The sequence below is a fragment of the Pseudochrobactrum sp. AO18b genome (genome assembly GCF_000409565.1).
Lineage (GTDB): Bacteria > Pseudomonadota > Alphaproteobacteria > Rhizobiales > Rhizobiaceae > Pseudochrobactrum > Pseudochrobactrum saccharolyticum.
Map to the genome: position 1 here is coordinate 1 of NZ_ANNO01000192.1, position 25880 is coordinate 25880.

The window sequence follows — 25880 nt, forward strand, 5'->3', positions numbered from 1 at the left end:
GATCTGCAATTTCTGGAGCGCTCGGCAGATGCAGGCCCTCAGGTGACTGTCGCCAGCGTCATCGGCAATGACCGTGCTTTCCTGTCGCGGCGTGCAGGCACTGCACTGCCTGCAACTTTGGATGCCGCGCTCACTTGGTCACAGGCAGGCCACTTGCACATCGCGGAATATGCAACGCTGCATGAGATTCCTGATCTTGTGCGCCGTGCCAAGGCACACGGCCTCACAGTCTCGCTTGATCCAAGCTGGGATGAGACCCTGATCTATGATCCGGCTCTGCTTACGGCTTGCGCAGGTATTGATATCTTCCTGCCCAATAAAGAAGAAGCGCTGGCGATTACGGGTTTTGAAGATCCGCAAGACGCTCTCGATAAACTCGCGAAAACCTTTCCCGTCACCGTATTAAAAGGCGGTGCGGAAGGTGCATGGCTGCGTTCAAAAGAGCATAATCTTCACGCCAAAGCTGAAAATGTACCGGTTATTGATACCACAGGTGCAGGCGATGCCTTCAATGCCGGTTTCATCAATGCATGGCTTTCAGGGGCAGATGCACAAACGGCACTCAATGCCGGTATTCAGTCCGGCAGTCTTGCCGTGCAGGCAGCCGGTGGCACAGCCTTCTTACAAAAACAGGAGATCAGTCCGGCGGACTGATCTTCCACTCTTACGCACTATTAGACCGCGTGTTGCAAAACACTTAAACCGCCGTCGATTGTCAGGCAGGTTGCGGTCATAAACGGACACTCATCTGAAATCATAAACACAGCGGCCATCGCAATTTCCTGCGTGCTGGCAATGCGCCCGCCCGGATGCAACCGCATGGTTTCAGCTTTTGCTGCCTCTGGGTCAGGAAAACTGTTCCAATAGTCGACATTTTTCTGCGTCAGCACATAGCCCGGTGCAATAGCATTCACTCGTATCTGCTGCGGCGCATATTCCAGCCCCAGCGATTTGGTCATACCCAGCAAGGCATGTTTCGCCAGCGGATAAGGAAATGTGTGCGGGATAATCGTGAAAGAATGGGTGGAAGCAATATTGAGAATAGCACCGCCGCCCTGCTCAATCAAACGCGGCAGCACAGCCTTACAACAATTCCACGCGCCTTTCAGATTAACGTCGAAGCAACGGTTCCATGCTTCATCATCCATTTCCAGCGGTTTGCTGAAGACATTGATCCCCGCATTATTGACCAGCGCATTAATCTGCCCGATTTCCGCATCGGCCTGCAGAAAAGCATTTTCAATCGCTTTGGCATCGGAAATATCCGCCTGAGCAAAGCTCACCGTAACGCCGCTTTCCCGCAAAGCCAGCACTTCTTTTTCCAGCAATGCCCCATCCGTATCAATCAGGAACAGCGCCGCGCCCTCGCGGCCAAAACATTGCGCAATCGCAAGGCCGATCCCCTGTGCTGCGCCGGTGACAACAATGCGTTTTCCGATCAGACGATCAGCCATGATATTTATCCTTTTTGAACGCCCGCATTACCATTCAGCGAGACTGCCATCTTCGTGACGCCACACCGGATTGCGCCAGCGATGGCCGGTTTTAGCCCGTTCAATCACATAGGCTTCATCCACATCGACACCCAGACCCGGCCCCTGCGGAATAGCCACAAAGCCGTCTTTGTAATCGAAGACCTCACGATTGGTGATGTAATCCAGAATGTCATTATCCTGATTATAATGGATATTCAGGCTCTGCTCCTGAATGAAGGCATTATAACTCACCGCATCAATCTGCAGGCAGGCAGCCAGAGCAATCGGCCCCAGCGGGCAATGCGGCGCCAGTGCAATATCATAGGCTTCAGCCATCGATGCAATCTTGCGGCATTCGGTGATCCCGCCCGCATGGGACAGATCAGGCTGAATAATATCCACATAACCGCCGGAGAGAATATTCTTGAAATCCCAGCGGGAATAAAGACGCTCCCCCAGAGCAATCGGCGTGGACGTATGATTGGCTATCTCTTTCAGCGCTTCATAATTCTCGGATAAAACTGGCTCTTCAATAAACATCAGCCGGAACGGATCGAGCGCTTTGGCCAGCACTTTGGCCATCGGGCGATGCACGCGGCCATGAAAATCCGCCCCAATCCCGACATGCGGGCCGACCGCATCACGCACGGTGCCGATCGTCTCGACAATCGCGTCGATCTTGGCATAGCTGTCAACGATCTGCAGCTCTTCCGCTCCATTGAGCTTCAATGCTGTAAAACCGCGCTCCACCATTTCCTTGGCATTGCGTGCCACATCAGACGGACGGTCGCCGCCGATCCAAGAATAGACTTTAATCCGGTCGCGGCATTGTCCGCCGAGCAGCTGATGCACCGGCACATTCAGTGCCTTGCCTTTAATATCCCACAGCGCCTGATCTATACCGGCAATGGCACTCATATGCACAGCACCACCACGATAAAACCCGCCGCGATACATGACATTCCAATGGTCTTCGATCAGAAACGGATCTTTGCCGATCAGATAATCAGACAGCTCATGCACCGCCGCTTCAACTGTCAGCGCACGTCCTTCAACAATCGGCTCTCCCCAGCCGGAAATACCCTCATCGGTTTCCACTTTCACAAACAGCCAGCGCGGCGGCACAATATAGGTCGTGAGCTTGATGATTTTCATTCTGTTACCCTTTTATAGACCTGATTTTTCGAGCGGTTCCAGTTAGAACTGAATTGTCTAAACCGCTCTAAATCTTTGTTTTACGCATTATCCTACGCATAGAAGCGGGAATAGAAATCAGTCCAGTGAACTGATTTCCCCGCGAAGGCGCTTCACACTTTTGCTGGAAATGCTTTAGTTTGCTCAGGCTGCAAACAAATTATTCCCGACAGACTTTCAGACGGTTGCAATATTTTCAGCCCGCCATAACCGTCACGGCAATGATCGCCCGCCATATGAGACATCGGCTCCAGACAAAAATAATCCGAGCGGGATTGCGGCTCCGGCACACCATGCGGCGCATAGAGAAAAAACCGGTCAAATAACGGGTCGGCACTCATGGTCAGAGCTGTATTCTGTTCCGGCCAGACAAGTGTCGCAGTGCCGTCCCAGCCCTCAAACCCGTTATTCACCCAATGATCGGGGATTTTTTTCATGCTGCTGAAATTCAGATCATCGGGAATATTGACGCGGTTTTCCGGTAAATAACCCACACCTTGCGTCCACATTTTCTGAGCGTTGAGCTGTAGCTGCGTTTGCTCAGTCAGATGAAAATAAGGATGCCAGCCAAGGCCGAACGGCATGGCTTTATCTCCTTTATTTGTCACACGCATGGAGAGGCTGAAGCCGGTTTCATCCAGCGTAAAACTCTGTTCCGCTTCGTATATAAAAGCAGCATCGGCTTTGTCATGGGTAAAGCGCAGTACAAGCCTGTCATCAGTCTGTTCTGCAATTTGCCAGAGACCGTGCCAGCTTTCGCCGTGAATATAGAGCGGATCATCATCTGTATTGGCCTGAAAATGATAATCCCGCCCCTCAAAACTGAAGTGATTTTGCGGAATACGATTGCCGAACGGGATGAGCGGAAAACCACCGGTTTCAACCGGTGCTGCATCGGCATGTTTTGCTTCACGCAGCAGGGGAATAATCCGCCCCTGATCGTGCCACCACAAGCCATGTACCGTACCGCCCTGGCTAGCAATATGCGCTTCAAATTGTTGGTTTTTCAACATGATGATGCTCATGGCAGCCTCCGGTCAGATGATTTTGACATCGGGTTCAAACCTGCCCTGAAACGGCAGATCCATGATAAATATCGCCCCCGACGGCTCTTGCTGTCGCACTGCGTCATCCAACCCGGCCCATGCGGATGTCACCAGCATCTGGCTGGCAGTTTTGCCGATAAAAGCAGGACAACTCGGCTGAGAAACCGGCAGAGCAATTGAACGCAGAAAACTGCCATCCGGTGCATATCCGGCAATCTGCGAGCCACCCCACAATGCAACCCAAAAATTACCGTCCGCATCCACAACCGCACCATCGGGATTGCCTGCGGGAAAATCATTGAGGAACAGTTTCGGCTCTCCGACCAGCAAACCATTCTCAGGGTCAAGCGGCACACACATCACTTGACGTAAAGCTGTATCGGCAAAATATCCGACCGTGCCATCCGGTGAAAAACAGATCGCATTGCTGATCGTGATATCATCGTAAAGCTTGCGCAATTCACCTTTGAAATACCAGTAGATTGCACCTGCACCCTGCTCAGCCTGCCAGCCCATTGTGCCAAGCCAGAATGCCCCTGATGGGTGCACCCGCGCATCATTGGAGCGGGTAAGACGGTTATCCGCTTCGACTTCACAATGCAGAGACAGGTCGCCCGTTGCCACATCGCGCAGATACAGGCCGCGCTCTGTGAAAAGGAGCTGGCGATACTCATCCACCCGCGCAAGGGCACTGGCGGCAAAAGGCAGATCATGCTGCCTGCTCACACCGCTTTGAAACTGATATTCGCAGAGTTTGGATTGCAGAATATCAAACCACCATACCGTATCTGTATGCGGGTCATAGACCGGCCCCTCACCCAGCTTACACAAAGGTGCATTCAATGCAGCAGGCACAAATATCTCAGCCATGCTCACCACCAAACACTTCATCATAGGCTGTGATTGTCAGACGGGCTTTTGCCTGCACGGTTTCCGCACTATCCTCTGATTTATACAAACTGGAACCTATGCCAAAAGTCCGTACACCCACGCGGGCATAATCCCCGAAATTCTGATCGGAAACACCACCGACAGCCCCAACAACCGCGTCTTTCGGCAGAATGGTTTTAATTGCCGCAATGCCTGAAGGACCAAGGGAACCGGCAGGGAAGAATTTCAATGCGGAAGCGCCACTGCGGATCGCCAGCAGAGCCTCACTCGCCGTATAACAACCGGGCATGGTAATCAGCCCGCAGGACGTTGCGTGGCGGATAACATCGGCATCCGTATTCGGGCTCACCATAATCCGCCCGCCAATATCTGCCAGCCGCTGTGCATCTTCTGTTGTCAGCACGGTTCCGGCACCGATCAGTACTTTGTCACCGAATAACCTCACCGCGCGTTCAATCGAAACCCACGGCTCCGGTGAGTTCAGCGGAATCTCAATAATCTCGAACCCTTCTGTAATCAGAGCTTCAAGCACCGGCTCAACCTCATCATTGCGAATACCGCGAATGATCGCCACCAGTGAGCGTTTCAAATTCGGCCAAATGACAGATGACATTGTGCTTCCCTCTCCATCACGCATGATGTGTTACCGGCCACACTCTGGCTGCCGCCACAAATAATCCCTGCCGGACTGCAGTTTCGCCATCCAGAAGGGCAATCGTAAAACCCGCTTTTTCCAGAGCAGCCTGATACAACCGGCCGAGTTTTCCTGAAGCCACCAGCCCGATTGTGCCCGCGCCATAAAGCTGTTTTGCTCTGCCCGCCTCTGCGCCGATCAGCAGACCGGAAAGATGAGCAGCTCCCTCAGACTGCTCTTCAAAACCAAGCAATTGTGCTGCACGGATACCAAAAACATCCTCGGCCATCCGTGCCGGTTCCGCGCATGTCTTTTCAACAGCACGGAGAAAAGCAGGCGTATTTTCATCAAAAGCCGCATCCGTATCCACCGCATGTCTGAGAATGGAATGTTGAGACAGTACCGCAAAGAGCTCACCGGTCATGAAAGTCGCGAACTGCGTCACAACACCGTTTTCCAGTCTCGTCCACTTACTATGCGTGCCAGGCATACAGATCAGACCATCAGGCATCGACGTGGCAATCCCCGCAAGCTGGGTTTCCTCACCGCGCATCACATTGGCTGCGGATGCATCACGCTGCGCAAGTCCGGGTAAAATACGGATATCGCGTGTCTGATTTTCTAACTTGAGCGCATAATCTGCCAGACCATCAAGCGCAGCAGGCAGGCTGATATAGGGCGCCTCCGCCCAGCCTTGCCGTGCACCGGCCATGCCGCAGATCATAACCGGCAGATCCGGCCCTGCTTCCAGCTTATGCAAATGCTTTTCCAGCACCGGTGCAAAACCCGTTGAGGCACAATGCATCATACCTTCATCACTGCGGCTTTCACCCAGTATATGCCCCTGTGCATTTGTAATCCAGAGGCGAAAACTGCTCGTTCCCCAATCAACCAATGCGTAAACAGCGTCATTCATCAGTGTTTACCCTCTGAACCCGATCATGTTTGAGCGCAGATTATCCAGCAGTACAGCAATGAGAAGAATGCAGCCGCGCACGACATATTGGTAAAATGCCTGAATATTCAGCAGGTTCATGACATTCTCGGCAATCCCCATAATCAGCACGCCAACAATCACGCCCAGCATTGCAGCACGACCACCAGCCAGAGAAACACCACCAAGAACACAAGCCGAGATGACAGATAATTCAAGCCCTGTTGCCGCATTCGGCTGGCCGGACGTAATGCGCGATGCCAGCAAAATACCGGCAATACCGCAGACCAGCCCCTGCAAAGCAAAAATCCAGATACGCATGGAATCCACATTCACACCGGCTAGGCGCGATGCTTCGGGATTACCGCCGATTGCCAGTGTATTCTTACCGAAGACTGTGCGGTTGAGCACAAATCCGAAAATGACAAACAGCAGTCCCATCACCCAGATCGGCATCGGAATGCCTAAAAATTTTGACAGTGCCAGCTGATAGAAAGACGGATCATTAATACCAACCGCACGGCCATCACTGGAGATCAGCGCCAATCCGCGCACAATCTGCATTGTCGCCAGCGTGGTAATCAGCGCATTGATACGAAATTTCGCAATCACAACACCATTGAACAGCCCGACGATAAAACCGCCTGCCAAAGCGGCCAGCAATCCGAGAAAAATAGAACCGGTAGCATTGGACGCCATCACCGCAATCATGCCGGTAAAGGCGACAGTGGAACCGACGGAAAGATCGAAATCGCGCGATGCAAGACAGAACATCATCGTGCAGGCAACAATGCCGATGGTTACCACCGATTGCAGAAGCCCGAGCATATTCCGTTCAGTCAGAAAATTCGGGACTGTCAGCGCCACCACTGCAAAGGCCAGCAGAAAAATCACCACAAGCCCTTGTTCACCAAGCAGAATTTTTTTAATTGAAACCATCGTTCAGGATACCTTTTGTAATGATCCGGCTGCCGTTTCAGCGACGGTCTTATCCGGTAGTGCCGCCGTGAGAATGGCGCGGTCATTAAAATCAGCGCGATCAAATCCGGCGGCAATCCGCCCTTCGCACATCACCATAATCCGGTCTGAGATGCCCATGACTTCGGGCAATTCGCTGGAGATCACCACAATCGCCATACCGCTTTCAGCAAGCTGATAGAGAATTTCATAAATCTCTGCCTTGGCGCCCACATCAATACCGCGCGTCGGTTCATCAATAATCAGCACTTTGATATTCTGCTCCGCCAGCCAGCGGCCGAGAATAACCTTCTGCTGGTTGCCGCCGGAGAGATTGACGATATTCTGTTTGCGCGACGGCGTACGCACCCGTAATTTTCCGATATAGGTTTCAGCCAGTTCCGCCTCTTTTTTCGGGCGGATCAAGCCAAACGGGGAAAAATGTCTGCGGGCAGAAATAGCGATATTTTCTTCAATCGAACGCCCTTGAACAATACCGTCAAATTTACGGTCTTCAGGGCAAAGGACGATACCTGCACGGATGGAACTGCGCGGATCATCAGCCTTCACAACCTTACCTTCAACATACACCGCACCGGCGCGTCGTTGATCGGCACCATAAATCAGGCGGCTCATCTCGGAACGTCCGGCACCGATCAGACCGAAAAATCCTAAGATTTCACCGGCACGCACCTCAAAATTCACAGGCTCCGGTAATTTACTGCCGCTGAGATTTTCAACCTTCAGCAATATATTCTGGCGAATATCGCGACCGCGCCAACCCCAGATATTATTGATCTCCCGCCCTACCATTTCAGAGATAATCTGGTCGCGGGTGACATTCTCAAGACTCGGATGATGAGCGGCCAGTTTGCCGTCACGCAACACAGTCAGACTATCGCAAAGCTGGAAAATCTCATCCAGACGATGCGAGATATAAAGAATGATCTTGCCCTCAGCCTTCAGACGGCCGATCAGGCGAAACAGGATTTCGCTCTCCCGAGATGACAGGGATGACGTCGGCTCGTCGAGCGCGATGATACGCGCATCCAGCATCACAGCTTTGGCGATTTCAACCATCTGCCGCTCACCGATCGAAAGCTGTGCAACCTTGGTGGCAGGGTCGATATCAATACCGATCATCCGCAATTTTTCGCCGACATCACTGACCAGCGCTTTAAAACTGATAATGCCCGCTTTTGCAGGAAAGCGCCCGAGCCACAGATTTTCCGCAACACTCAGTTCCGGCACCAATTGCAGTTCCTGATGGATAACGATCACACCGGCATGAAAAGCATCGCGCACGGATGCATATTTCTGCACCACACCGTCAATAATGATCTCACCGCTATTCGCCTGCTGATCGCCGGAAAGAACACGGATGAGCGTGGATTTACCCGCCCCGTTTTCTCCCATCAACCCGTGGACAGCCCCTTGAGCAACACTGAAAGACACATCTGTCAGCGCCTTAACACCGGGATAGAACTTTGAAATATTTTTAAAGGTCAGAAAGTCAGCCATGCCGCACCTGTCTCTCAGCAGTGGTTGCACCACTTGAACAATAATTTCTGAGAAATGGGAGCCGGAACACTCAATGCTCCGGCCCCGTGCAGGATTACTCGATGCCGATTTCCTTGCGGACTTCCGCGTAATTATCGCGCAAGGCTAGCTGACCGGATGTCAGAATGAGCTTTTCAGGCTCTTTTCCATCCGCCAGCCATGCATACATATTCATCGCTGTTTCATAACCATGACGCTTCGGTGAAATGATAACTGTGCCGTAGAAACCGGTCGGGCTAGGCTTTTTAAACTCATTAATCGCAGATTCCGCACCGCCGATACCAACCGCCACAACATTCTCTGACGGAATGCCAACACTTTCCGTTGCGCGTACCGCACCAAGCACGGACTCATCATTGAGGCCAACAGCAACCCAATATTTGATATCCGCATTCTTGTTGAGAACAACAGTGGATGCATTCAGCGCGGCCTCAGTATCGGTTTTTGCCTGCGGTGCAGCAAAAATATTGGCTTCCGGCAATCCGTTTTCTTTCATAACCGAAAGCGCACCTTCAACACGATCAACGGCAGTCGGCAACTGATCATAGGAAACACGGATTGCACCGACATTCTTCCAGTCCCAGCCACGCTTTTTAACTTCTTCGCTGATGGCGCGGCCAACTTCCTCACCGATTTTGGTAGCGGAAATCCCCATATGCGCCACATCTTCCAGCGGCTTGCCATCCGCACCGACAAGACGGTCATCGACAGTCATCAATTTCAGACCATTGGCCTCGGCCTTGGCAACAATACCCGGCCCGAGCTTCACATCCGGTGTACAGATGATCACACCGGTAGCGCCCTGTGCAGCCAGATTATCCAGTGCAGACTGCACCTTCTCACCGTCTTCCGCACCGATTTTGACCAGAGTGAAACCTTTTTCCTTTGCCGCTACATCGGCAAATTTCCACTCATCCTGAAACCATGGTTCTTCCGGTTGCTTCACAACAAAGCCGATTTTCACATCCGCCGCATAGGCCGCAGATGCTCCTGCAACAGCCGTGAAAACCACACCGGCCATCATCCCGGCTAAAGCAGCCGTTTTAAAAAAGCGCATATCTTTCCTCCCAAAGATTGCACGTCATCTCAAGCTCCCACAGCCTTGTCATGACGTTGATGTCCTCCATCGCCGGTCACGCTAAAACAAATCATCATACCAGTCAATAATTCTTGTATGATGATTTAAAATTGTTCATTATACATAATTAAACAACTGAGTGCCTTGCGGTTTCCGTCTGTCAAACCCTATGACTATGATCAGAGCCCGCATTAAAGCCGGAAACTGAACAACCGGATGGCCGGATTAAAACGAAAGAAAAGCCGTGACCGAAATGTCTGAGCAGAGCCTGCATGCCCCTTCCCGCACAACGCGGCCAAGGGTACAAAAAAGCATCACTGCGACGCTCGCCGCTGACATTCTCAACGGTCGCTTCAAGCCGGGCTCAATGCTGCCCCGCGAAAATGATTTGTGTGAAGAATATGGCGTCAGTCGCACGGTCATCCGCGAAACGATAAAAACACTGGAGTCCAAAGGGCTGGTGCGCGGTAAGCCGCGTATCGGCACAGTCGTTTGTGAGCAGGATGAATGGAATCTGCTGGATCAGCAGGTGCTGGACTGGTTGGGGCCGCGCATCGTCGATCTGGATTTATTGCTCTGCGTTCTGGAAGCCCGCCGCGCGATTGAACCGGTCGCTGCCGAACTGGCAACCCAGCGCGCATCCGCCATGGATATTGCAGCGCTGGAAATAGCATGGAACCGGATGAATGAGGCGGGCAGCGATATTGAAGCCTTCACGCAGGGCGATGTTGACTTCCACATCGCTCTGTTGCGGGCAAGCCATAATCAGGTCTTTCGCCAGCTTTGCGGCATTATTGAAGCCGCATTGCGCTATACGCTTTACACATCCAATGATGCAGTTGCGAGCCGCGATGAGGCCATTTCCGAACATCTGGAACTGATTGAAGCCATACGGCTGCGCGATAAAGAACGGGCGCGCAACAGTTCCAATAAAATGCTGGATCTTGCTGCACGCGATCTTGGTATGAAAGACAAGTAAAACGGCCTGCACAATTGAGCACAGGCCGTTATAAGCGAAAACAGCTCAGCGATTATGATAGGCTTCGGCAGCAGCGCAAAATGCTGCCAGCAGATGCACATCGCCTTCCATCTGTTTATATTCCGGATGCCATTGAACACCAATGGCAAAGCTCTTTTCCGTGTGCTCAATCGCTTCAATAATACCGTCTTCAGCCGTAGCTGTCACACGCATCGGCGCTTTGACTGTGCGAACAGACTGATGATGCGAGCTATTCACATGCTGGCCGGTTGTGCCAACCAGTTTCGCCAGCAAGCTGTCTTCTTCAATTGCGATACTGTGCCCTGCACGTTCCTTGCCACCGGCATTTTCAGTATCTTTCGAAACAGAATGTTCAAGCACACCCGATACTTCATCCGGAATATGCTGCACCAGCGTACCGCCGGCGATAACAGCCAGCAGCTGATGACCGCCGCAAATCCCCAGCACCGGCATATCGCGCTCCAGCGCACCGCGCAGAACAGCCGCTTCAAATTCTGTCCGTGCCGGTTTCAGACGGATCGTGTCCGTACGCGCTTCTTCGCCGAACATTGCAGGCGGCACATCAAAAGCGCCGCCGGTTACAACCAGCCCGTCAATCATATTCAGATAGGTTTCAGCCAGTTCTGTGAGATGCGGCAAGGCAACCGGTGCAGCGCCCGCCTCTTCAAGGCAGGACAGATAATTCTGGCGGATTGCATACCATGGAGAATCCGAAAATCCGCCGCCCTCTTCGCTGTCGAGTGTCACGCCGATGATCGGCCGGAATAGTGTTTTCTGTGTCATTGTGCCGTGCTTTTATAATGAAATTTCTGTGCCTGAATGAATACGTCCTGTTGAGCGAAGACAAGCGCTATTATCATCTGGCCTCATGCATTTTTGCGATCAACAATCACCTTACCTGCACATCATAGTCATACTTGTTTTTATTACATTTTCGCATTATATTTCGTGCAGTCGTCCTAAGGAGATTTATGCGCAGCATCCTTCATCGTTGATCCTCTGCTTATGCAGAGCCGCCTGTCACACACAGGCTCCAACGGCTTGCGCCCGACTTTCTCTCCTTATCAGGACAATTCCCATGATGACTCAGATCATGCTGCCATGTGTTGGCGGTTTCTGTGGGCTGTTCGTCCGTTTCCAACAACGGAGACAGCCATGAATATTTCACGTTTTGAACGCCGTATTCTCGATATGTTGGCCAAAGGCGGCCGTATCGAACCGGAAAAAGATGACAATGGCAAAATTATTGATGTCGATTTCATCTCCCGCGAGGGCTGGTTTCTTGACGGTACAGATTTACAAACCTTCAAAAAACTGCGCGCCAAACGGCTGATCGCCTCGTTTAACGGCAGTGCTTACCGCATTTCCAAACAAGGCATTCAAAGTCTGCAAATCGCCCGCAATGCATAGATAAAAAGCGCAGCACTCACATGCTGCGCTTTCTTATTTTTAGAGCATAATTCCTTAAACTTGGATCAGTTTAAAGTAAAATTATGCTCTAATTTTAAAGTGTTAGAGCGACCTTTGTGTGCCAAGTCTGGCACACGGCGCTCTAATCTAATGACAGGCGCTGTGAACCGCTGATCTTGTTCTCCGCCCATTTGGAAAATTTGAGGATCGGGTAACAATAGACGAAATAGACCAACGCAATCAGCCCATAGATAAACAACACATCACGCGGGAAACGCAGCATCGACACTTCGCCCTGACGGGTCAGTTCGGCAATCCCGATCACCGAGAGAATGGCCGTGCTCTTGATGATAATCACATAGACACTACTCATCGGTGCAATGGTCAGTTTCAGTGCCTGAGGCAAAATCACATGCCACAATTTTTGCAACTGGCTCATGCCCACTGCAGTTGCTGCCTCCCACTGGCCGCGCGGCACCGCATCAATAGCACTGCACACAATTTCAGCCACATAGCAGGATGTATAGAGCGACAGCGCCACAAAGGCCGCTGTGGTGGAATCCCAGCTCAGCCATTCAATACCTGTATTCGGCAGCACGAAATAGAACACATAGAGCTGCACCAGAAATGGCGTACCGCGCAAAATATGCACATAACCGCCAAAGAGCTGTGTCAAAACTGGGATACGATAACTGCGGATAATCCCTATCACAGTCCCGATGATCGATCCCGCCAGAATAGCCACAAGCGAAACGGTAAAAGTCTCTTTGAACCCCTGCCAAAGAAACGGCATCACCGAGACTGTAAGCTTCCAATAATATTCAAACATCATATCAGCCTTTCGCAGCCCAGGCAGGACCTGCCAGCTTCTTTTTCACATGATGCGAAAGGAACAGCATCACACAATAGATAGCGAGATATCCGGCAGCGATTGTCAGGAAGCTCTCATTCGGGCGCACGCGCTCACTGTTGAGTAGCAGCCCCGCACTGGTGAATTCGAACACCGTAATCAGCGACAACAGCGATGTATCTTTAATCAGCACGGCCGTCTGGCCGAGCACAGGCGGGATCACATTGGCAAAAGCCTGCGGCAGCACAATATGGATCAGCCGCTGTCCGTAACTCATGCCCACAGCTTTGGCAGCTTCAACCTGTCCGCGCGGCACAGAGCCGATACCGGTACGGATAATTTCGGACATATAAGGCGTACAGTTAATAACCAGCGCGGCAATGCCAAGCCACATTTCCGGCCATTTGGCAGTAAACGGCAACAGAACCGGCAGACCGAAATAGACCAGATAAATCTGCACCAACAGCGGGGTCGAGCGGATGAATGTGACATAAGCCTGTATCAGATTACGCAGCACTTTCCACTGCGTAAACATGATAACAGCCATGATCGTGCCGAGCACAAAAGACAGCACAAAACTCACACCGGTTGCAATCAGCGTATTGCCCAGACCTTCTGCAAAGCGGTCGAGATACTGCGCAACGATGCGGTAATTGAAATAATCAAGAATGAATGATGACATTATCCGGTCCCGGATATTTCACGCAGGCAGACAGTCTGCAGCGGCGCAAAATATTTAAAACAGTAAGGCTCCTGCCCGCCCGAATGGCAGGCAGGAGATGGCTTCTGTTACTTGTGGTCTTTTTCCCACTCGGTGGTGTTCCACCAGTAGTTGACCATCTGGTCGAGACGCTTGTCGGAGGTGATCAGTTCAACATAATTGTCGAGCCAGAACTTCAGATGCGCTTCATCAGGGCGCACGGCAAAGGCCAGCGGGTTTTTGACGATAATGCCGTCAAGAATTTTCAGATTACCGAATTCATTAACGAAATTGGTGACGTTGCCAAGATCGGAAACCGTTGCATCAATACGACCGGCAGACAATGCCTGTGCCACAGCAGCAGTACCGCCGGTGAACTCTTTCAGCGTTGCCTTTGGCATGAACTTCTTAATGGCTTCACTGTATGAGCTGGCCTGCGTCGAGCCGATATTCAGACCTTCCTGATTGAGGTCTTCCCATTTGGCCAGCAGTGAATCATTCTTCACCACCGCAACGGTTTCTTCGTAGAACATCGGACGGGAGAACAGCAATTGCGCCGCACGCTGCGGGGTTGGCGTCATGTCAGCGGCAATCATATCCACTTTGCCTGCCAGCAATGCCGGGATAAGACCTTTCCAGTCATAATCCTGAAACACGACTTTAACGCCGAGATCCTCACCCATCATACGGGCAAGTTCTACGGCCAGACCGGTCTGTTTGCCATCTTTATTGATGAAGCTGACCGGCGCGCCCTGCGTTTGCACGGCAACACGCAGCTCACCGCGCTTCAGAATTTCTTCCATAATGTCTGCTTTGGCAGTGCTTGCAGCACCGACAGACATAGCGGCCACACCCGCCAGCATTCCGATCGACAGAGCGATTTTTTTCAGAAATTTCATAATGTTCTCCTCACTATTATATGGATTTACCCTTATTTACGGGCATTCATTTCCGTAACTTTCAACAGACGTCTCCCAACGTCTGCACACTCCCCTTAAAGTACCTGTTCGAGAAAATGCTGTGTGCGCTGATGAACCGGCTTGGAAAACAGCACATCCGGCGTTCCGGTTTCGACAATCTGCCCTTCATCCATGAAGATCACACGATCAGCCACCTCACGGGCAAAGCCCATTTCATGGGTGACAACCACCATGGTCATGCCGGATTTTGCCAGTTCTTTCATCAGATCGAGAATGCCGCCAACCATTTCAGGATCGAGCGCCGAGGTTGCCTCATCGAACAGCATCACTTTCGGGTTCATCGCCAAGGCGCGGGCAATCGCCACGCGCTGTTGCTGGCCGCCGGAAAGCTGGCTCGGATAATGTCCTGCACGTTCCGCAATGCCCACACGCGCCAGCATATCCTGCGCAATTTTCAGCGCCTCCGCCTTGGAGCGTTTCAGCACCACTGTCTGTGGCAGAACCACGTTTTCCAGCGCTGTTTTATGCTGAAACAGATTAAAATGCTGAAACACCATGCCGATTTCAGAACGGGCATGATTGAGATCAGTCTTAGGATCAGAGATTGCCAGATTATTGACGGTGATCGTGCCGCTGTCGATAGCTTCCAGTGCATTGAGCGTGCGCAGCAAAGTGCTTTTACCGGAGCCGGAAGGACCGATAATTACCAGAACCTCCCCCTTCTCTACGGAGAAAGAGACATCGCCCAGTGCACGGTGAGCCTTGCCATTGCTGGTCGCAGGATAGGTCTTGCTGACGTGCTCAACTGATATAAAAGTCATTATTTCCCCTCTCAAGCAGTTTCAGGAAAAGTGGATACCGCCTTCGCGGGAAAATCAATTCACCGAATTGATTTCTAATCCCGCTTCGATCCGTCCGAAACTGCGTAATAATCAGAGCTAACGCTGTCTCTTACGGACAGTTTTGCGTTATCCTTATTGAATTCTGTTTATGCTTCGTCAGGCAAAAATCCGTAAAATGCGACAGCAACATCCCCTGTCAGGATAATTCTATCATCAGCACATAACTCGACCTGTAAAGCCCCGCCCGGCATTAAAACACGGAATTTTTTCTGATTTGTGCGTCCGCTGCGTACCGCTGCAACCGCTGCTGCGCATGCGCCGCTGCCACAGGCTTCAGTGAGAATACCGGGACGTTCATAAACCACCAGTTTCAGCCGCGCCTCGTCACCTTCAGACGGCAGCAGTTCAGCCACACCAATATTCGCCTGCTCCGGCAGATAGGCACTGTTTTGCACCACAGCGGCCTCAAGCGGCACATCCACGGCATCAAAATCCGGCACGAAATAAACCAGATGCGGATTGCCCATACTGACGGCAAAAGGTTCGGACAACGGACCGTGGTTCAGACGCCCGTTATGGTTCGCAAGCGGCCCTGCCAGCGGAATAGCCTGCCAGTCTGTAACAGCTGGCGCCAGATACAGGCTGATACGCAGCTGACCGTTTTCTGCCCCTGCCATACGGGCTTCGATCAAGCCACCAAGCGTTTCTAAAATGACGGAATTTTTGCCTGCTTCCTGCATCCAGAGAAAAGCGGCACAACGGCTGGCATTAAAACAGGCCGGAGCCTCCATACCATCCACATTATAAATGCGCATCCGCACATCAGCACGGGCATTTTGCGGGGCTTCCAGCACCAGCAACTGATCGCCGCCGACACCACGATGACGATCACAAATCTGGGCAATCATTGCTGCCTGCGGCCGGAAAGACTTTTCCCGACCGTCAACAAGCACAAAGTCATTCCCCAGCCCGTGGGTCTTGACGAAGAAAATTCCTGCTGCGCCTGTTTGCGCCGCTTCGGAATATGGCCTCATATTTCCCCTCCTCTTCGGGCTACTTTAGCAGCAGCCTCAGGAAACGGCCTCCCAACCGTTCCCTTTATGCTGACCGGATCCTAGAGATCCCGTTCCTCTTGTCTCCTTACGCGATCAAAGATCGCGTTCCAGCATAAGTGCATCTTCTACCGTCCACTGACGGCGAACCAGTCTGAATGTATCGCCCTCAACCAGCACTTCCTGAATAAGCGGACGCGCATTATAGGTTGAAGACATTGTTGCACCATAGGCACCAGCAACACCAAGCATCACCAGATCACCACGCTCCAGTGCTGGCAAACGGTCGAATTCGCCGAATGTATCCGAGCTTTCGCAAACAGGGCCAACCAGATTAACCGGCAGAGTTTCCGCATCTGCTGCCGGTTCACGCACCGGCCAGACCGGATGCACGGCATCATAAAGTGCCGGACGCATCAGATCATTCATCGCTGCATCAACGATGGAGAATTTGGAATTGCCCTGATTTTTGCCATAGAGCACTTTGGTCACCAGCGCACCGGCTTCGGCAATGATAAAACGACCCGGCTCCATCGTCAGTTCACAATCAATATCGCCAAGTGTATCGCGGATTGTCTGTGCATAGGCATCGACATCAATACCGGCAGAACCATCATAGGAAACGCCGAGGCCACCGCCGAGATCAAGACGGGAAATATTCAGGCCTTTGGCGCGGATTGCGGCTGTCAGCTGTGCCAAGCGTTCAAAAGTCTGACGATATGGCGTCACATCCGTAATCTGCGAACCGATGTGAACAGCAATACCGACCACATTGATTTCTTCACGGGCAGAAGCGGCTGCATAAGTATTCAGCGCATCGGCATAGGCAATGCCGAATTTGTTCTTGCTGGTGCCGGTGGTAATTTTCGGATGGGTCAGCGCATCCACATCAGGATTGATGCGCAGCACAACGGTCGCCACTTTGCCAAGCTGGCGGGCAACACGGGAAATCGCATCCAGCTCTTCGATGGATTCAATATTCAACTGATGCACTCCGGCATTGAGTGCCGCTGCAATTTCCTCATCGGTTTTACCAACGCCGGAGAATACGATTTTATCCGCAGGCGAACCGGCCGCCAATGCGCGGTGCATCTCACCGCCGGAAACAATATCCATACCGCAGCCTTCACCAACCAGCAAAGACAACAGCGACAGGTTGTTATTGGCTTTCACCGCATAGCAGATCTGCACATTGAGTCCGTTCAGCGCAGTGCGCAATCTGGCAACACGTTCACGCACTGCAGCCGCCGAATAGACATAAAACGGCGTGCCGTATTTTTCTGCAATTGCAGAGACAGCAACGTTTTCAACGCTTAAAGCCCCGTTTTTATAGCCGAAATGCGCAACATGCGGACGTGAGAACTCAGTGGTCATTCTACCCTCAAACACTCGAAGCGGAGGGTCTCACAAGACACACCGCTTCATCATTACTCCCATCAAGCTATCAGACATCCATCTGCGGTCAAATTCATAATAATCTCTTTATTATTCATTTTCGATATGCTTAATACTGGAAAGGTCTTGCTGCCAAAGGGGAGATTTTATGCGTCTGACACACCGCCAGCTGGAAATTTTTCAGTCGCTGATGCACACCCTTAATGTTACTGAAACGGCAGATCATCTCGGCTCCTCGCAGCCAACCATCAGCCGCGAGCTGAAAGATCTGGAAGCAACACTCGGCTTTACGCTATTTCACCGTGATAACCGACGGCTAAAACCCACACAACAAGCTGCTGCGCTCAACGTGATTGTGCAGCGCTCCTTTGTCAGTATTGAAGAAATTGCCCGTACAGCACGCGCTATTCGCGGCGATAATTTACAACGCGTATCCGTTGCCTGCCTGCCCGCCTATGCACATGCGATTATTCCGCAGGCCACCAAACTGTTTCTCAATGAACATCCACAAGCGTCTGTGAAAATTCACTCGCTGGAAGAAAGCGCCCTCACCCGCGATCTCCTCAGCAAATTCTTTGATGTCGGTATGGTAGAAGGCAATATTACGCTCAGCGCCTCGGCAACACGCGAGCTTTATACCGGCGATCTTCTATGCATCATGCCTGCCGGTCATCCGCTGGCAGATTATGACAGTCTCGATATTGAGCAATTCTCCGGTCATAATTTCATTTATTATTCCGATGAGGATTACTATCGCCGTCAGGTCGATCAGTGGTTCAGCAATGCCGGCATCAGCCGCAAACTGACCATTGAAGCAACCACCGCATCCTCCATCGGTTCTCTGGTGACAGCCGGCATTGGCATATCCGTTATCAATCCTTTGAGCGCACTGGCCTTTGAAGGGCAAAATCTGCTGATCCGTCCGATCCGCCATTCTATCCCTTATTATGTGAATGTCTGGCAGCCGGAAGATATCCGCCGCGGTGCTCTTGGCGCAGAATTTGTGCAATCTATCGTCAGTGCCGTTGAAGAACGCGTTGCAACACTGCGACAACGTAATCTATGCACATGAACATTGCAGTATCAGGATAATATTCTCAAGAAACGACATCACAGAGCAAGCAATACCAATCAGCGTCGTTTTTCCTGCACTTGCCTGCTTTCCTGTTTAAAAACAGGACTCTATAGTACGGCATTATTTGCAGGGGGATATCATGGTCAATCCGGTTTTCGCAGCATCCGGCATATCTGTTTTTGAAATCATGTCGAGACTGGCCGCAGAAACCGGTGCCATTAATCTCGGACAGGGTTTTCCGGAAGGGCTTGAGCCGCAGGAACTGATTGCCGCTGCAACAGATGCTCTGCACAACGGTTCCCATCAATATCCGCCAATGCTCGGTCTTCCTACCCTGCGCAAAGCTGTGGCCGACAATGCCCGCCGGTTCTTCAATATTGAGGCCGATTGGGAAACGGAAATTCTCATCACTTCCGGTGCCACAGAAGCTCTGGCCGACAGTTTCTTTGCGCTGATGAATTCCGGTGATGAAGTGATTGTGCTGGAACCGGCCTATGATTCCTACAGTCCGGTGATCCGCCGCGCCGGTGGTGTGGTTGTGCCGGTGCGTCTTGCGCCGCCCCATTGGGAATTACCTTTGCAAGCCCTGAGCGATGCGATTACCCCGCGCACGCGCATGATCGTTGTGAATAATCCGATGAACCCGATCGGCAAGGTCTTTACCCGCGAGGAGCTGAATTTCATTGCGGAACTGGCGGTGAAGCATAACCTCTTCATTATCGCCGATGAAGTTTATGAACATCTGACCTTTGATGACAATAAACATATCTCGCTGTTTTCGCTGCCGGAAATCCGTGACCGTGTGGTACGGATCGGCTCTGCAGGTAAAAGCTTTTCGCTCACCGGCTGGAAGGTTGGCTATATCACCGCCGAAGCGCAATTGCTGAAAGTGATCTCCCGCGTCCATCAATATATGACCTTCACCACACCACCGGCCTTACAGACAGCGGTAGCGGTCGGTCTCAACTTGCCGGACAGTTATTTCACCGGCCTGCGGGAAGAACTGGCTAAACGTCGTGATTATCTCGATGCCGGTCTGCGTGAAGCCGGTTTTAACATTGCCTCTGCGCCTGCCACTTATTTCGCGGTTGCCGATATCAGCGACCTCGACAAAGATGGTGATGATCTGGCCTTCAGCCAGCGCCTCACCCGCGAGGCCGGTGTAACGCCGGTACCGGTGTCTTCGTTCTATTCAGAGCGCAATATCACCAGCCATGTGCGTTTTTGCTTCGCCAAAAAGCTTGATACGCTGGAGACTGCCATTAACCGACTGCGTGACTGGCGTGAGAAACAGAGCTGAGCAATCTCAGCCCTTTGCAGCCTCTGCTAAACCTCTGCGAATACGGTTGAAAATCGTCCACACTAACAGGGCGATCAACAGCGGCTGCAACCAGACCATCCATTGCGGCAGAAAGCCGTCAACGGCCAGCCATCCGCCGAGAATGCCGAATAACAGAGCACGATCACTCTTGCCCATCGGCCCGTCATAGCGCCGCGATGCCCCGACACTCAGGCCCAGCAATCCGGCAAATTCGGTGAGCAAAGCCAGTACAATAATCAGCCCCATCCAATGCGGCTGAAACGGTGCGACCCACAGAAACGGTGCAAACAGTGCAATATCAGAGACAAGATCACCAAGCTCGTTGAGATAGGCTCCCAAAATGCTTTGCTGGTTAAATTCGCGCGCCAGCATCCCGTCTATCGCATTCATCGCCATGCGGATAAACAGCCATACGGGGATGAGCCAGAACCATATTTTGTTTTCAGCAATCACCAGCCATGAACCGACTGCCACAGAGATCAGCATCGCCGCAATAGTCACCTGGTTGGCGGTCACACCCCACTGTGCCAATCGGCTGACCAGCGGACGTAATAAATCCTGAAAACGGCTCTTAAGCTGATAAACAGACACGGTATAACTCTTTGCAAAATCATTTTTCTTAAACATCGTTTAGGCTAAAAGACTTACAATAAATAGCAAAACAACATCTATATTCTTGTATCGCCATATGAAAGACAGGCCTATGACTTCGGTAAAACGCGATTGCACTGAGCGGCATTTTATCAGCCATGACCGGCAGGAAATCTTTTTCCGCTACTGGCCAGCTTTGAGCGAAAAGCCGGAAGGTGCAATCATTCTTCTGCATCGCGGTCACGAACATAGCGGCCGTGTCGCGCATATTGTCGAAGAACTCGGGCTGGACAATTACAGCTTCTATGCATGGGATGCTCGTGGTCACGGCCTTACACAAGGACAGCGCGGCTATTCGCCTTCCTTTGCAACCACAGTGCGCGACCTTGACTGCTTTGCCCGCCATATCACCGAGACAGACGGTTTCGCCTTGCAGGATATGGCGCTGATTGCACAAAGTGTCGGCGCGGTTATCGGTGCTACATGGGTGCATGATTATGCGCCGCCGATCCGTGCCATGGTGCTGGCTGCTCCGGCTTTTGACGTTAAACTTTATGTACCGCTGGCCAAGGAAGGCATCTGGCTCTGGCAGAAGCTCAAAGGCACATTCTTCGTCAATTCCTATGTCAAAGCCCGCTTTCTCACCCATGATAAAGAGCGCATTGCATCTTTTGAAAATGATCCGCTGATTACCCGCCCGATTGCCTCCAATATTCTGCTGGAGCTCTATGAGAATGCAGAGCGCATTGTCCGCGATGCCCGTGCGATTACCACGCCGACACAGGTGCTGATTTCCGGTCGCGACTGGGTGGTGCGTGATGCGCCGCAACATCGTTTTTACGAAAACCTCGCAGGCCCGATTAAAGAGCGCCATGTGCTGAAAGGCTTCTATCACGACACATTGGGCGAGCGTGACCGCGCACTGGCTTTTGCCAAAATCCGGCCTTTCATTGAGCAGCAATTTGCCAAGGCTCCGCAGAAAAGCTCACTACTTGATGCGCATATTCAGGGCTTTACCCGTGATGAAGCTGACCGTCTGGCTACCCCTCTGTCCATTACCAGTCCGCGCGGGGCTTATTGGGGCATGACCCGTGCTTCTATCCGTATCGGCGGATTGTTCTCGGAAGGGTTGAAAACCGGCATCCGCACCGGTTTCGATTCCGGCTCTACGCTCGACTATGTTTATCGCAATGAGGTGAAGGGCTTAGGCTGGGGCGGCCGCTATACCGATAAAACCTTCCTCAATGCTATTGGCTGGCGCGGTATCCGCCAGCGTAAAACCCATCTGGAAGAGCTGATCCGGCAGGCTGTCACCCGTTTGCAGGATGACGGGAAACCGGCGCGCATTCTCGATATTGCCGCTGGTCACGGACGCTATGTACTGGATGCACTCACCACCAAGGACGATGAAATCGCCTCGGTGCGCTTGCAGGATTATTCACCGATCAATGTGCTGGCCGGTCGTCAACTGATTGCGGAGCGCAATCTTTCCGGTAAAGCCGAGTTCCATGAAGGTGATGCTTTCGACACCAAGGTGCTCGCTGCTCTTGGCACAGACGCGGAGACAGCGCCAAATCTCGCTATTGTTTCCGGTCTTTATGAGCTTTTTGCCGATAATGACCAGATCGCGCAATCACTTGAAGGACTGGCACAGGCGGTACAGAGCGGCGGATATCTGATCTATACCAATCAGCCTTGGCATCCGCAGCTGGAAATGATTGCCCGTGCGCTCACCTCCCATCGTGGTGGACAGGCATGGGTGATGCGCCGCCGCACGCAGAATGAAATGGATCAGCTGGTGGAGGCCGCAGGTTTCCGCAAGATTGAACAGCGCATCGACCAATGGGGCATCTTCACCGTATCGCTGGCGCAACGTATCGAGAAATAATGCAGCTTAAATCCGAAGTGCATAAAACAGATCCGGTATTGGTAAAGCGGGGCGTGCTGTGGTTGCTCCTGCTTGCCCCGCTGTTTTATGCCACTTACGGGCTGGCGAACTGGCTGGCATCGCAGCGTATTGCAGTGCCGGAGATTGTCTTTGACTGGGAACAGCAAATCCCGTTCTGGGGCTGGACGATCCTCCCCTATTGGTCGCTCAATCTGTTCTACGCTGTCGCGGTTTTGGTCAGCACCAGCAAACAAGAGCAAAACCGGCTGATCGGCCGCTATCTCACGGCGCAATTCATTGCCTTTGTCTGTTTCATCGCTTTTCCGCTGACCATCACATGGACGAAACCTGTCACAACCGGCCTTTCCGGCTGGCTGTTCACCATGCTCGGAAATTTCGACCAGCCGTTCAATCAGGCACCTTCGCTGCATATTGCATTGGCAATTATCATCTGGGAGCATCTGCATGACAGACTACCCGCACCTTGGCGCATGATCTGGCATGGCTGGTGCCTGCTCATTGCCCTGTCTGTTCTCACCACTTGGCAGCATCATTTCATTGATGTTCCGGCCGGTGCTTTGCTCGGTCTGTTTGCTCTGTGGCTGTTTCCCCGTGAAGGCGATGCCCCCTGGCAGAATTACCGTTTCACCCGTGATCCCAAATCCCGCAAATTCATGCGTATTTATGGTGCTGCCGGTCTTGCGCTACTTGCACTCACATTCACCGGCGGGCATCCGGCAATTCTGTTGCTGCTCTGGCCTGCATTGGCCTTGCTGATGCTGAGCTTTGGCTATAGCGGAGGCGGCGCAAAAATCTTTCAAAAGCGTCCTGACGGCTCCGTCAGTCTTGCTTCCTTTTGGCTCTTTTTACCGCTGCGCATCTTTTTCAGGCTCAACCGTATCGCATGGACATGGCGCGAACCGTCAGCGGTTAAAATTACTGAAAATCTTTATCTCGGACGTTTCTCGAAACGCTCAGAAACACAAAATTATGCCTGTATCATTGATATGACTGCGGAGTGTATCGCACCACGCCATATCAAATCCCACTGGCAGGCTTTTCCGCTGATGGATCTTGCAAAGCCGGAGCCTGCAACCATGCAGGCCGCAGTCACGGCAATGCATAATGCGCCGCGCCCGACATTGATATGTTGTGCCTTGGGCTATCAGCGCAGTGCCAATCTCATTGCCCGCTGGCTGGTTGAAAGCGGGCATGCTGCGGACAGTCAGCAGGCTGAAGAGCTGATCCGCAAAACCGGCAGGCCGGTGCGTCTTTATCCGGATCATCAATAAAACAGCGTCATTCACGCAAATAAGAAATGATTGCGAAAAGTGATTTTATTCTGTTACTTGCTGAATTTAATGTGAAGCAAAATAAAAACGACTGTTCTTCATGGCCGATCCGGACTCGCATTCAGTATTACAGATTTTCTCCGGCATGGTTCTGGCCTTTTTTTCCCGCGCCATTACCGGCGTGCGTCCGATCTGGAGCGGCACAGTCCCGTCCCGCAAACAGCGCATTTATTTCGCCAATCACACCAGCCATGGCGACTTCATCCTGCTGTCCTCCTCACTGCCCTTAGGCGAGCGCGCAAGAACCCGCGCCGTTGCCGGTGCCGATTACTGGAACAGCAACCGCTTGCGCCGCTTCATTGCCACGCGGCTGCTCGGCACAGTGCTGGTGGAGCGCAACTGGATTGAGCGCAGTGAAGACCCGTTACTCGTGATGCTGCGCGCGATTGACAGCGGCCAGTCGCTTATTTTCTTTCCTGAAGGCACCCGCAATATGACAGACGATCCGCTGCTGCGTTTTCGCGCCGGTCTCTATCATCTGGCCAAAGCGCGGCCGGATGTGGAACTGGTGCCCTGCTGGATTGAGAATATGTCCCGCGTTTTGCCGAAAGGCACATTTCTGCCGGTACCGCTATTATGCCGTGTGATTTTCGGTGCGCCGCTGCAATTGCAACCGGATGAAGAGCGCAAAAACTTTCTGCACCGTGCACAACATGCCTTGCTGACACTCAGTCCCCATTCCGACGGAGAACATCGTGACTGAAGAAACCAATCTTCTGCTGATCGGACTGGTTGTGCTGTTATCAGTCGCAAGCCTTGCTGCCGCGTTAATCAGCTGGCGCAGTGCCAAACCACTGCCTTCCACACTCAGCAATATCAATGCACGCATTCGTGCGTGGTGGATTATGATCGCCGCAATCAGCATCGCTTTTCTGTTTGGAAAGACCGGCGTCGTCATTCTGTTCGGACTGGTCTCTTTCGCAGCGCTTCGGGAATATGTGACCCTCACCCATACGCATCGCAGTGACCATTGGCTGTTGCTTGGTGCCTTCCTGATTGTTATTCCGGTGCAATATTATCTGGTCTGGGTGGAATGGTACGGACTCTATTCCATCTTCATTCCCGTTTATGTGTTTCTGGCCATGTCGGTTCTGACAGCACTTTGGGGCAATACCAGCCGGTTTCTGGAGCGCATTTCCGAGCAGCAATGGGGCATTATGCTCTCGGTCTATTGCATCAGCCATGTGCCTGCTCTCGCGACATTGCATATTGAGGGTTTTGAAGGCCGGCAAATGCTGCTGATCGCCTTTCTGATTGCCGTGGTGCAGGGCTGCGATGTGTTGCAATTCATCTTCGGCAAATTATTCGGCAAACACCGCATTTCGCCGAAAGTCTCCCCGTCGAAAACATGGGAAGGCCTGATCGGCGGTGTGGCAAGCGCGTCTTTGCTGGGGGCAGCGCTCTCATGGCTCACACCTTTTTCCCCGCTACAGGCAGGCGGCCTTGCAGCCATTGCCTGTATTATGGGTTTCTTCGGCGGCCTTGTCGCTTCCGCAATCAAACGTGACCGCGGCGTTAAAGACTGGGGCCATATGATTGAAGGTCATGGCGGCATGATGGATCGCGCCGATAGTCTGGTTTTCGCCGCACCGGTGTTCTTCCACCTGATCCGCTATTTCTGGACGTAATTAATGTATAGCTGCGCCGCGAAACAGGTTCCATGATGAGCGTCGCTCGGCCAGAAATCGCCCCGGCGGCGTGCCGACCCCCCTGCG

At 52.2% G+C, this 25880-nt stretch carries 26 protein-coding genes; 9 read left to right on the top strand and 17 right to left on the bottom strand.

Annotated features, from left to right (window positions below):
• A partial coding sequence (locus tag A918_RS19885; protein WP_022710588.1) for a carbohydrate kinase family protein occupies positions 1 to 654 on the top strand: 654 nt, incomplete at its 5' end.
• A gap of 20 nt (positions 655 to 674) precedes the next feature.
• On the opposite strand, the gene A918_RS0108170 is transcribed toward A918_RS19885, so the two are convergent.
• From A918_RS0108170 to A918_RS0108210, 9 genes are all read right to left on the bottom strand, one after another.
• Entirely contained in the window at positions 675 to 1454 is a 780-nt protein-coding gene (locus A918_RS0108170) for an SDR family oxidoreductase (RefSeq protein WP_022710589.1), read from the bottom strand.
• Positions 1455 to 1481: 27 nt separating this feature from the next.
• Positions 1482 to 2630: a galactonate dehydratase gene (dgoD, locus tag A918_RS0108175; RefSeq protein ID WP_022710590.1), complete on the bottom strand. Its 1149-nt coding sequence runs from the start codon at positions 2628 to 2630 to the stop codon at positions 1482 to 1484.
• A gap of 152 nt (positions 2631 to 2782) precedes the next feature.
• Positions 2783 to 3694 carry an aldose 1-epimerase gene (locus A918_RS0108180; RefSeq protein WP_022710591.1) on the bottom strand — a complete coding sequence of 304 codons (912 nt, stop codon included), beginning with the start codon at positions 3692 to 3694 and terminating at the stop codon, positions 2783 to 2785.
• 12 nt (positions 3695 to 3706) lie between these two features.
• A complete protein-coding gene (locus A918_RS0108185; RefSeq protein WP_022710592.1) occupies positions 3707 to 4585 on the bottom strand; it encodes an SMP-30/gluconolactonase/LRE family protein in 879 nt (292 codons plus the stop codon).
• Entirely contained in the window at positions 4578 to 5219 is a 642-nt protein-coding gene (locus A918_RS0108190) for a 2-dehydro-3-deoxy-6-phosphogalactonate aldolase (protein ID WP_022710593.1), read from the bottom strand. The genes A918_RS0108185 and A918_RS0108190 overlap by 8 nt, the downstream gene beginning before the upstream one ends.
• A 16-nt stretch (positions 5220 to 5235) precedes the next feature.
• Positions 5236 to 6159, bottom strand: coding sequence for a 2-dehydro-3-deoxygalactonokinase (locus tag A918_RS0108195; protein ID WP_371257510.1), 924 nt, complete (start codon positions 6157 to 6159; stop codon positions 5236 to 5238).
• A 3-nt stretch (positions 6160 to 6162) separates the two neighbouring features.
• Positions 6163 to 7113, bottom strand: coding sequence for an L-arabinose ABC transporter permease AraH (gene araH, locus A918_RS0108200; RefSeq protein ID WP_022710595.1), 951 nt, complete (start codon positions 7111 to 7113; stop codon positions 6163 to 6165).
• Between the two features lie 3 nt (positions 7114 to 7116).
• Positions 7117 to 8652 (bottom strand): L-arabinose ABC transporter ATP-binding protein AraG, encoded by a 1536-nt coding sequence (gene araG, locus A918_RS0108205; protein WP_022710596.1) that lies wholly within the window; start codon positions 8650 to 8652, stop codon positions 7117 to 7119.
• Between the two features lie 94 nt (positions 8653 to 8746).
• A complete protein-coding gene (locus tag A918_RS0108210) occupies positions 8747 to 9748 on the bottom strand; it encodes an arabinose ABC transporter substrate-binding protein (protein WP_022710597.1) in 1002 nt (333 codons plus the stop codon).
• Between the two features lie 274 nt (positions 9749 to 10022).
• Between A918_RS0108210 and A918_RS0108215 the strand changes: the two genes are divergently transcribed.
• Positions 10023 to 10748, top strand: coding sequence for a FadR/GntR family transcriptional regulator (locus A918_RS0108215; protein WP_022710598.1), 726 nt, complete (start codon positions 10023 to 10025; stop codon positions 10746 to 10748).
• A 45-nt stretch (positions 10749 to 10793) separates the two neighbouring features.
• Here the strand turns inward: A918_RS0108215 and A918_RS19890 are convergent, their stop codons facing one another.
• Positions 10794 to 11552: a gamma-glutamyl-gamma-aminobutyrate hydrolase family protein gene (locus tag A918_RS19890; RefSeq protein WP_022710599.1), complete on the bottom strand. Its 759-nt coding sequence runs from the start codon at positions 11550 to 11552 to the stop codon at positions 10794 to 10796.
• A 372-nt stretch (positions 11553 to 11924) separates the two neighbouring features.
• Here A918_RS19890 and A918_RS0108225 point away from each other — a divergent pair, with 372 nt between their 5' ends.
• Positions 11925 to 12179: a YjhX family toxin gene (locus A918_RS0108225; RefSeq protein ID WP_028233546.1), complete on the top strand. Its 255-nt coding sequence runs from the start codon at positions 11925 to 11927 to the stop codon at positions 12177 to 12179.
• A 142-nt stretch (positions 12180 to 12321) separates the two neighbouring features.
• On the opposite strand, the gene A918_RS0108230 is transcribed toward A918_RS0108225, so the two are convergent.
• The 6 genes from A918_RS0108230 to lysA all read right to left on the bottom strand — a co-directional run bounded on the left by A918_RS0108230 (position 12322) and on the right by lysA (position 17917).
• On the bottom strand, positions 12322 to 13008 hold the full coding sequence (locus A918_RS0108230; protein WP_022710601.1) for an amino acid ABC transporter permease: 687 nt from the start codon (positions 13006 to 13008) through the stop codon (positions 12322 to 12324).
• A 4-nt stretch (positions 13009 to 13012) separates the two neighbouring features.
• The gene (locus tag A918_RS0108235) at positions 13013 to 13711 is read right to left on the bottom strand and encodes an amino acid ABC transporter permease (RefSeq protein WP_022710602.1); all 699 of its coding nucleotides are present in this window, start codon (positions 13709 to 13711) and stop codon (positions 13013 to 13015) included.
• A gap of 107 nt (positions 13712 to 13818) precedes the next feature.
• Positions 13819 to 14628 carry an ABC transporter substrate-binding protein gene (locus A918_RS0108240; protein ID WP_022710603.1) on the bottom strand — a complete coding sequence of 270 codons (810 nt, stop codon included), beginning with the start codon at positions 14626 to 14628 and terminating at the stop codon, positions 13819 to 13821.
• A 95-nt stretch (positions 14629 to 14723) separates the two neighbouring features.
• Positions 14724 to 15470 carry an amino acid ABC transporter ATP-binding protein gene (locus A918_RS0108245; protein WP_022710604.1) on the bottom strand — a complete coding sequence of 249 codons (747 nt, stop codon included), beginning with the start codon at positions 15468 to 15470 and terminating at the stop codon, positions 14724 to 14726.
• Positions 15471 to 15637: 167 nt separating this feature from the next.
• Positions 15638 to 16525, bottom strand: coding sequence for a diaminopimelate epimerase (dapF, locus tag A918_RS0108250; protein ID WP_022710605.1), 888 nt, complete (start codon positions 16523 to 16525; stop codon positions 15638 to 15640).
• A gap of 114 nt (positions 16526 to 16639) precedes the next feature.
• Positions 16640 to 17917: a diaminopimelate decarboxylase gene (gene lysA, locus A918_RS0108255; RefSeq protein ID WP_028233549.1), complete on the bottom strand. Its 1278-nt coding sequence runs from the start codon at positions 17915 to 17917 to the stop codon at positions 16640 to 16642.
• 169 nt (positions 17918 to 18086) lie between these two features.
• Here lysA and A918_RS0108260 point away from each other — a divergent pair, with 169 nt between their 5' ends.
• Both A918_RS0108260 and A918_RS0108265 read left to right on the top strand, forming a co-directional pair.
• Positions 18087 to 19010 (top strand): LysR substrate-binding domain-containing protein, encoded by a 924-nt coding sequence (locus tag A918_RS0108260; protein ID WP_022710606.1) that lies wholly within the window; start codon positions 18087 to 18089, stop codon positions 19008 to 19010.
• Between the two features lie 142 nt (positions 19011 to 19152).
• Entirely contained in the window at positions 19153 to 20313 is a 1161-nt protein-coding gene (locus tag A918_RS0108265) for an aminotransferase (protein ID WP_022710607.1), read from the top strand.
• A 6-nt stretch (positions 20314 to 20319) separates the two neighbouring features.
• On the opposite strand, the gene A918_RS0108270 is transcribed toward A918_RS0108265, so the two are convergent.
• Entirely contained in the window at positions 20320 to 20925 is a 606-nt protein-coding gene (locus A918_RS0108270; RefSeq protein ID WP_028233550.1) for a CDP-alcohol phosphatidyltransferase family protein, read from the bottom strand.
• A 112-nt stretch (positions 20926 to 21037) separates the two neighbouring features.
• Between A918_RS0108270 and A918_RS0108275 the strand changes: the two genes are divergently transcribed.
• The 4 genes from A918_RS0108275 to A918_RS0108290 all read left to right on the top strand — a co-directional run bounded on the left by A918_RS0108275 (position 21038) and on the right by A918_RS0108290 (position 25793).
• Positions 21038 to 22813, top strand: coding sequence for a bifunctional alpha/beta hydrolase/class I SAM-dependent methyltransferase (locus A918_RS0108275; protein WP_022710609.1), 1776 nt, complete (start codon positions 21038 to 21040; stop codon positions 22811 to 22813).
• Positions 22813 to 24105, top strand: a complete 1293-nt coding sequence (locus A918_RS0108280; RefSeq protein WP_022710610.1) for a phosphatase PAP2/dual specificity phosphatase family protein — start codon at positions 22813 to 22815, stop codon at positions 24103 to 24105. Before A918_RS0108275 ends, A918_RS0108280 begins: the two co-directional genes overlap by 1 nt.
• Before the next feature lie 100 nt (positions 24106 to 24205).
• A complete protein-coding gene (locus tag A918_RS0108285) occupies positions 24206 to 24868 on the top strand; it encodes a 1-acyl-sn-glycerol-3-phosphate acyltransferase (protein WP_022710611.1) in 663 nt (220 codons plus the stop codon).
• Positions 24861 to 25793 (top strand): phosphatidate cytidylyltransferase, encoded by a 933-nt coding sequence (locus tag A918_RS0108290; RefSeq protein WP_022710612.1) that lies wholly within the window; start codon positions 24861 to 24863, stop codon positions 25791 to 25793. The genes A918_RS0108285 and A918_RS0108290 overlap by 8 nt, the downstream gene beginning before the upstream one ends.
• The last annotated feature ends 87 nt before the right edge of the window (positions 25794 to 25880 follow it).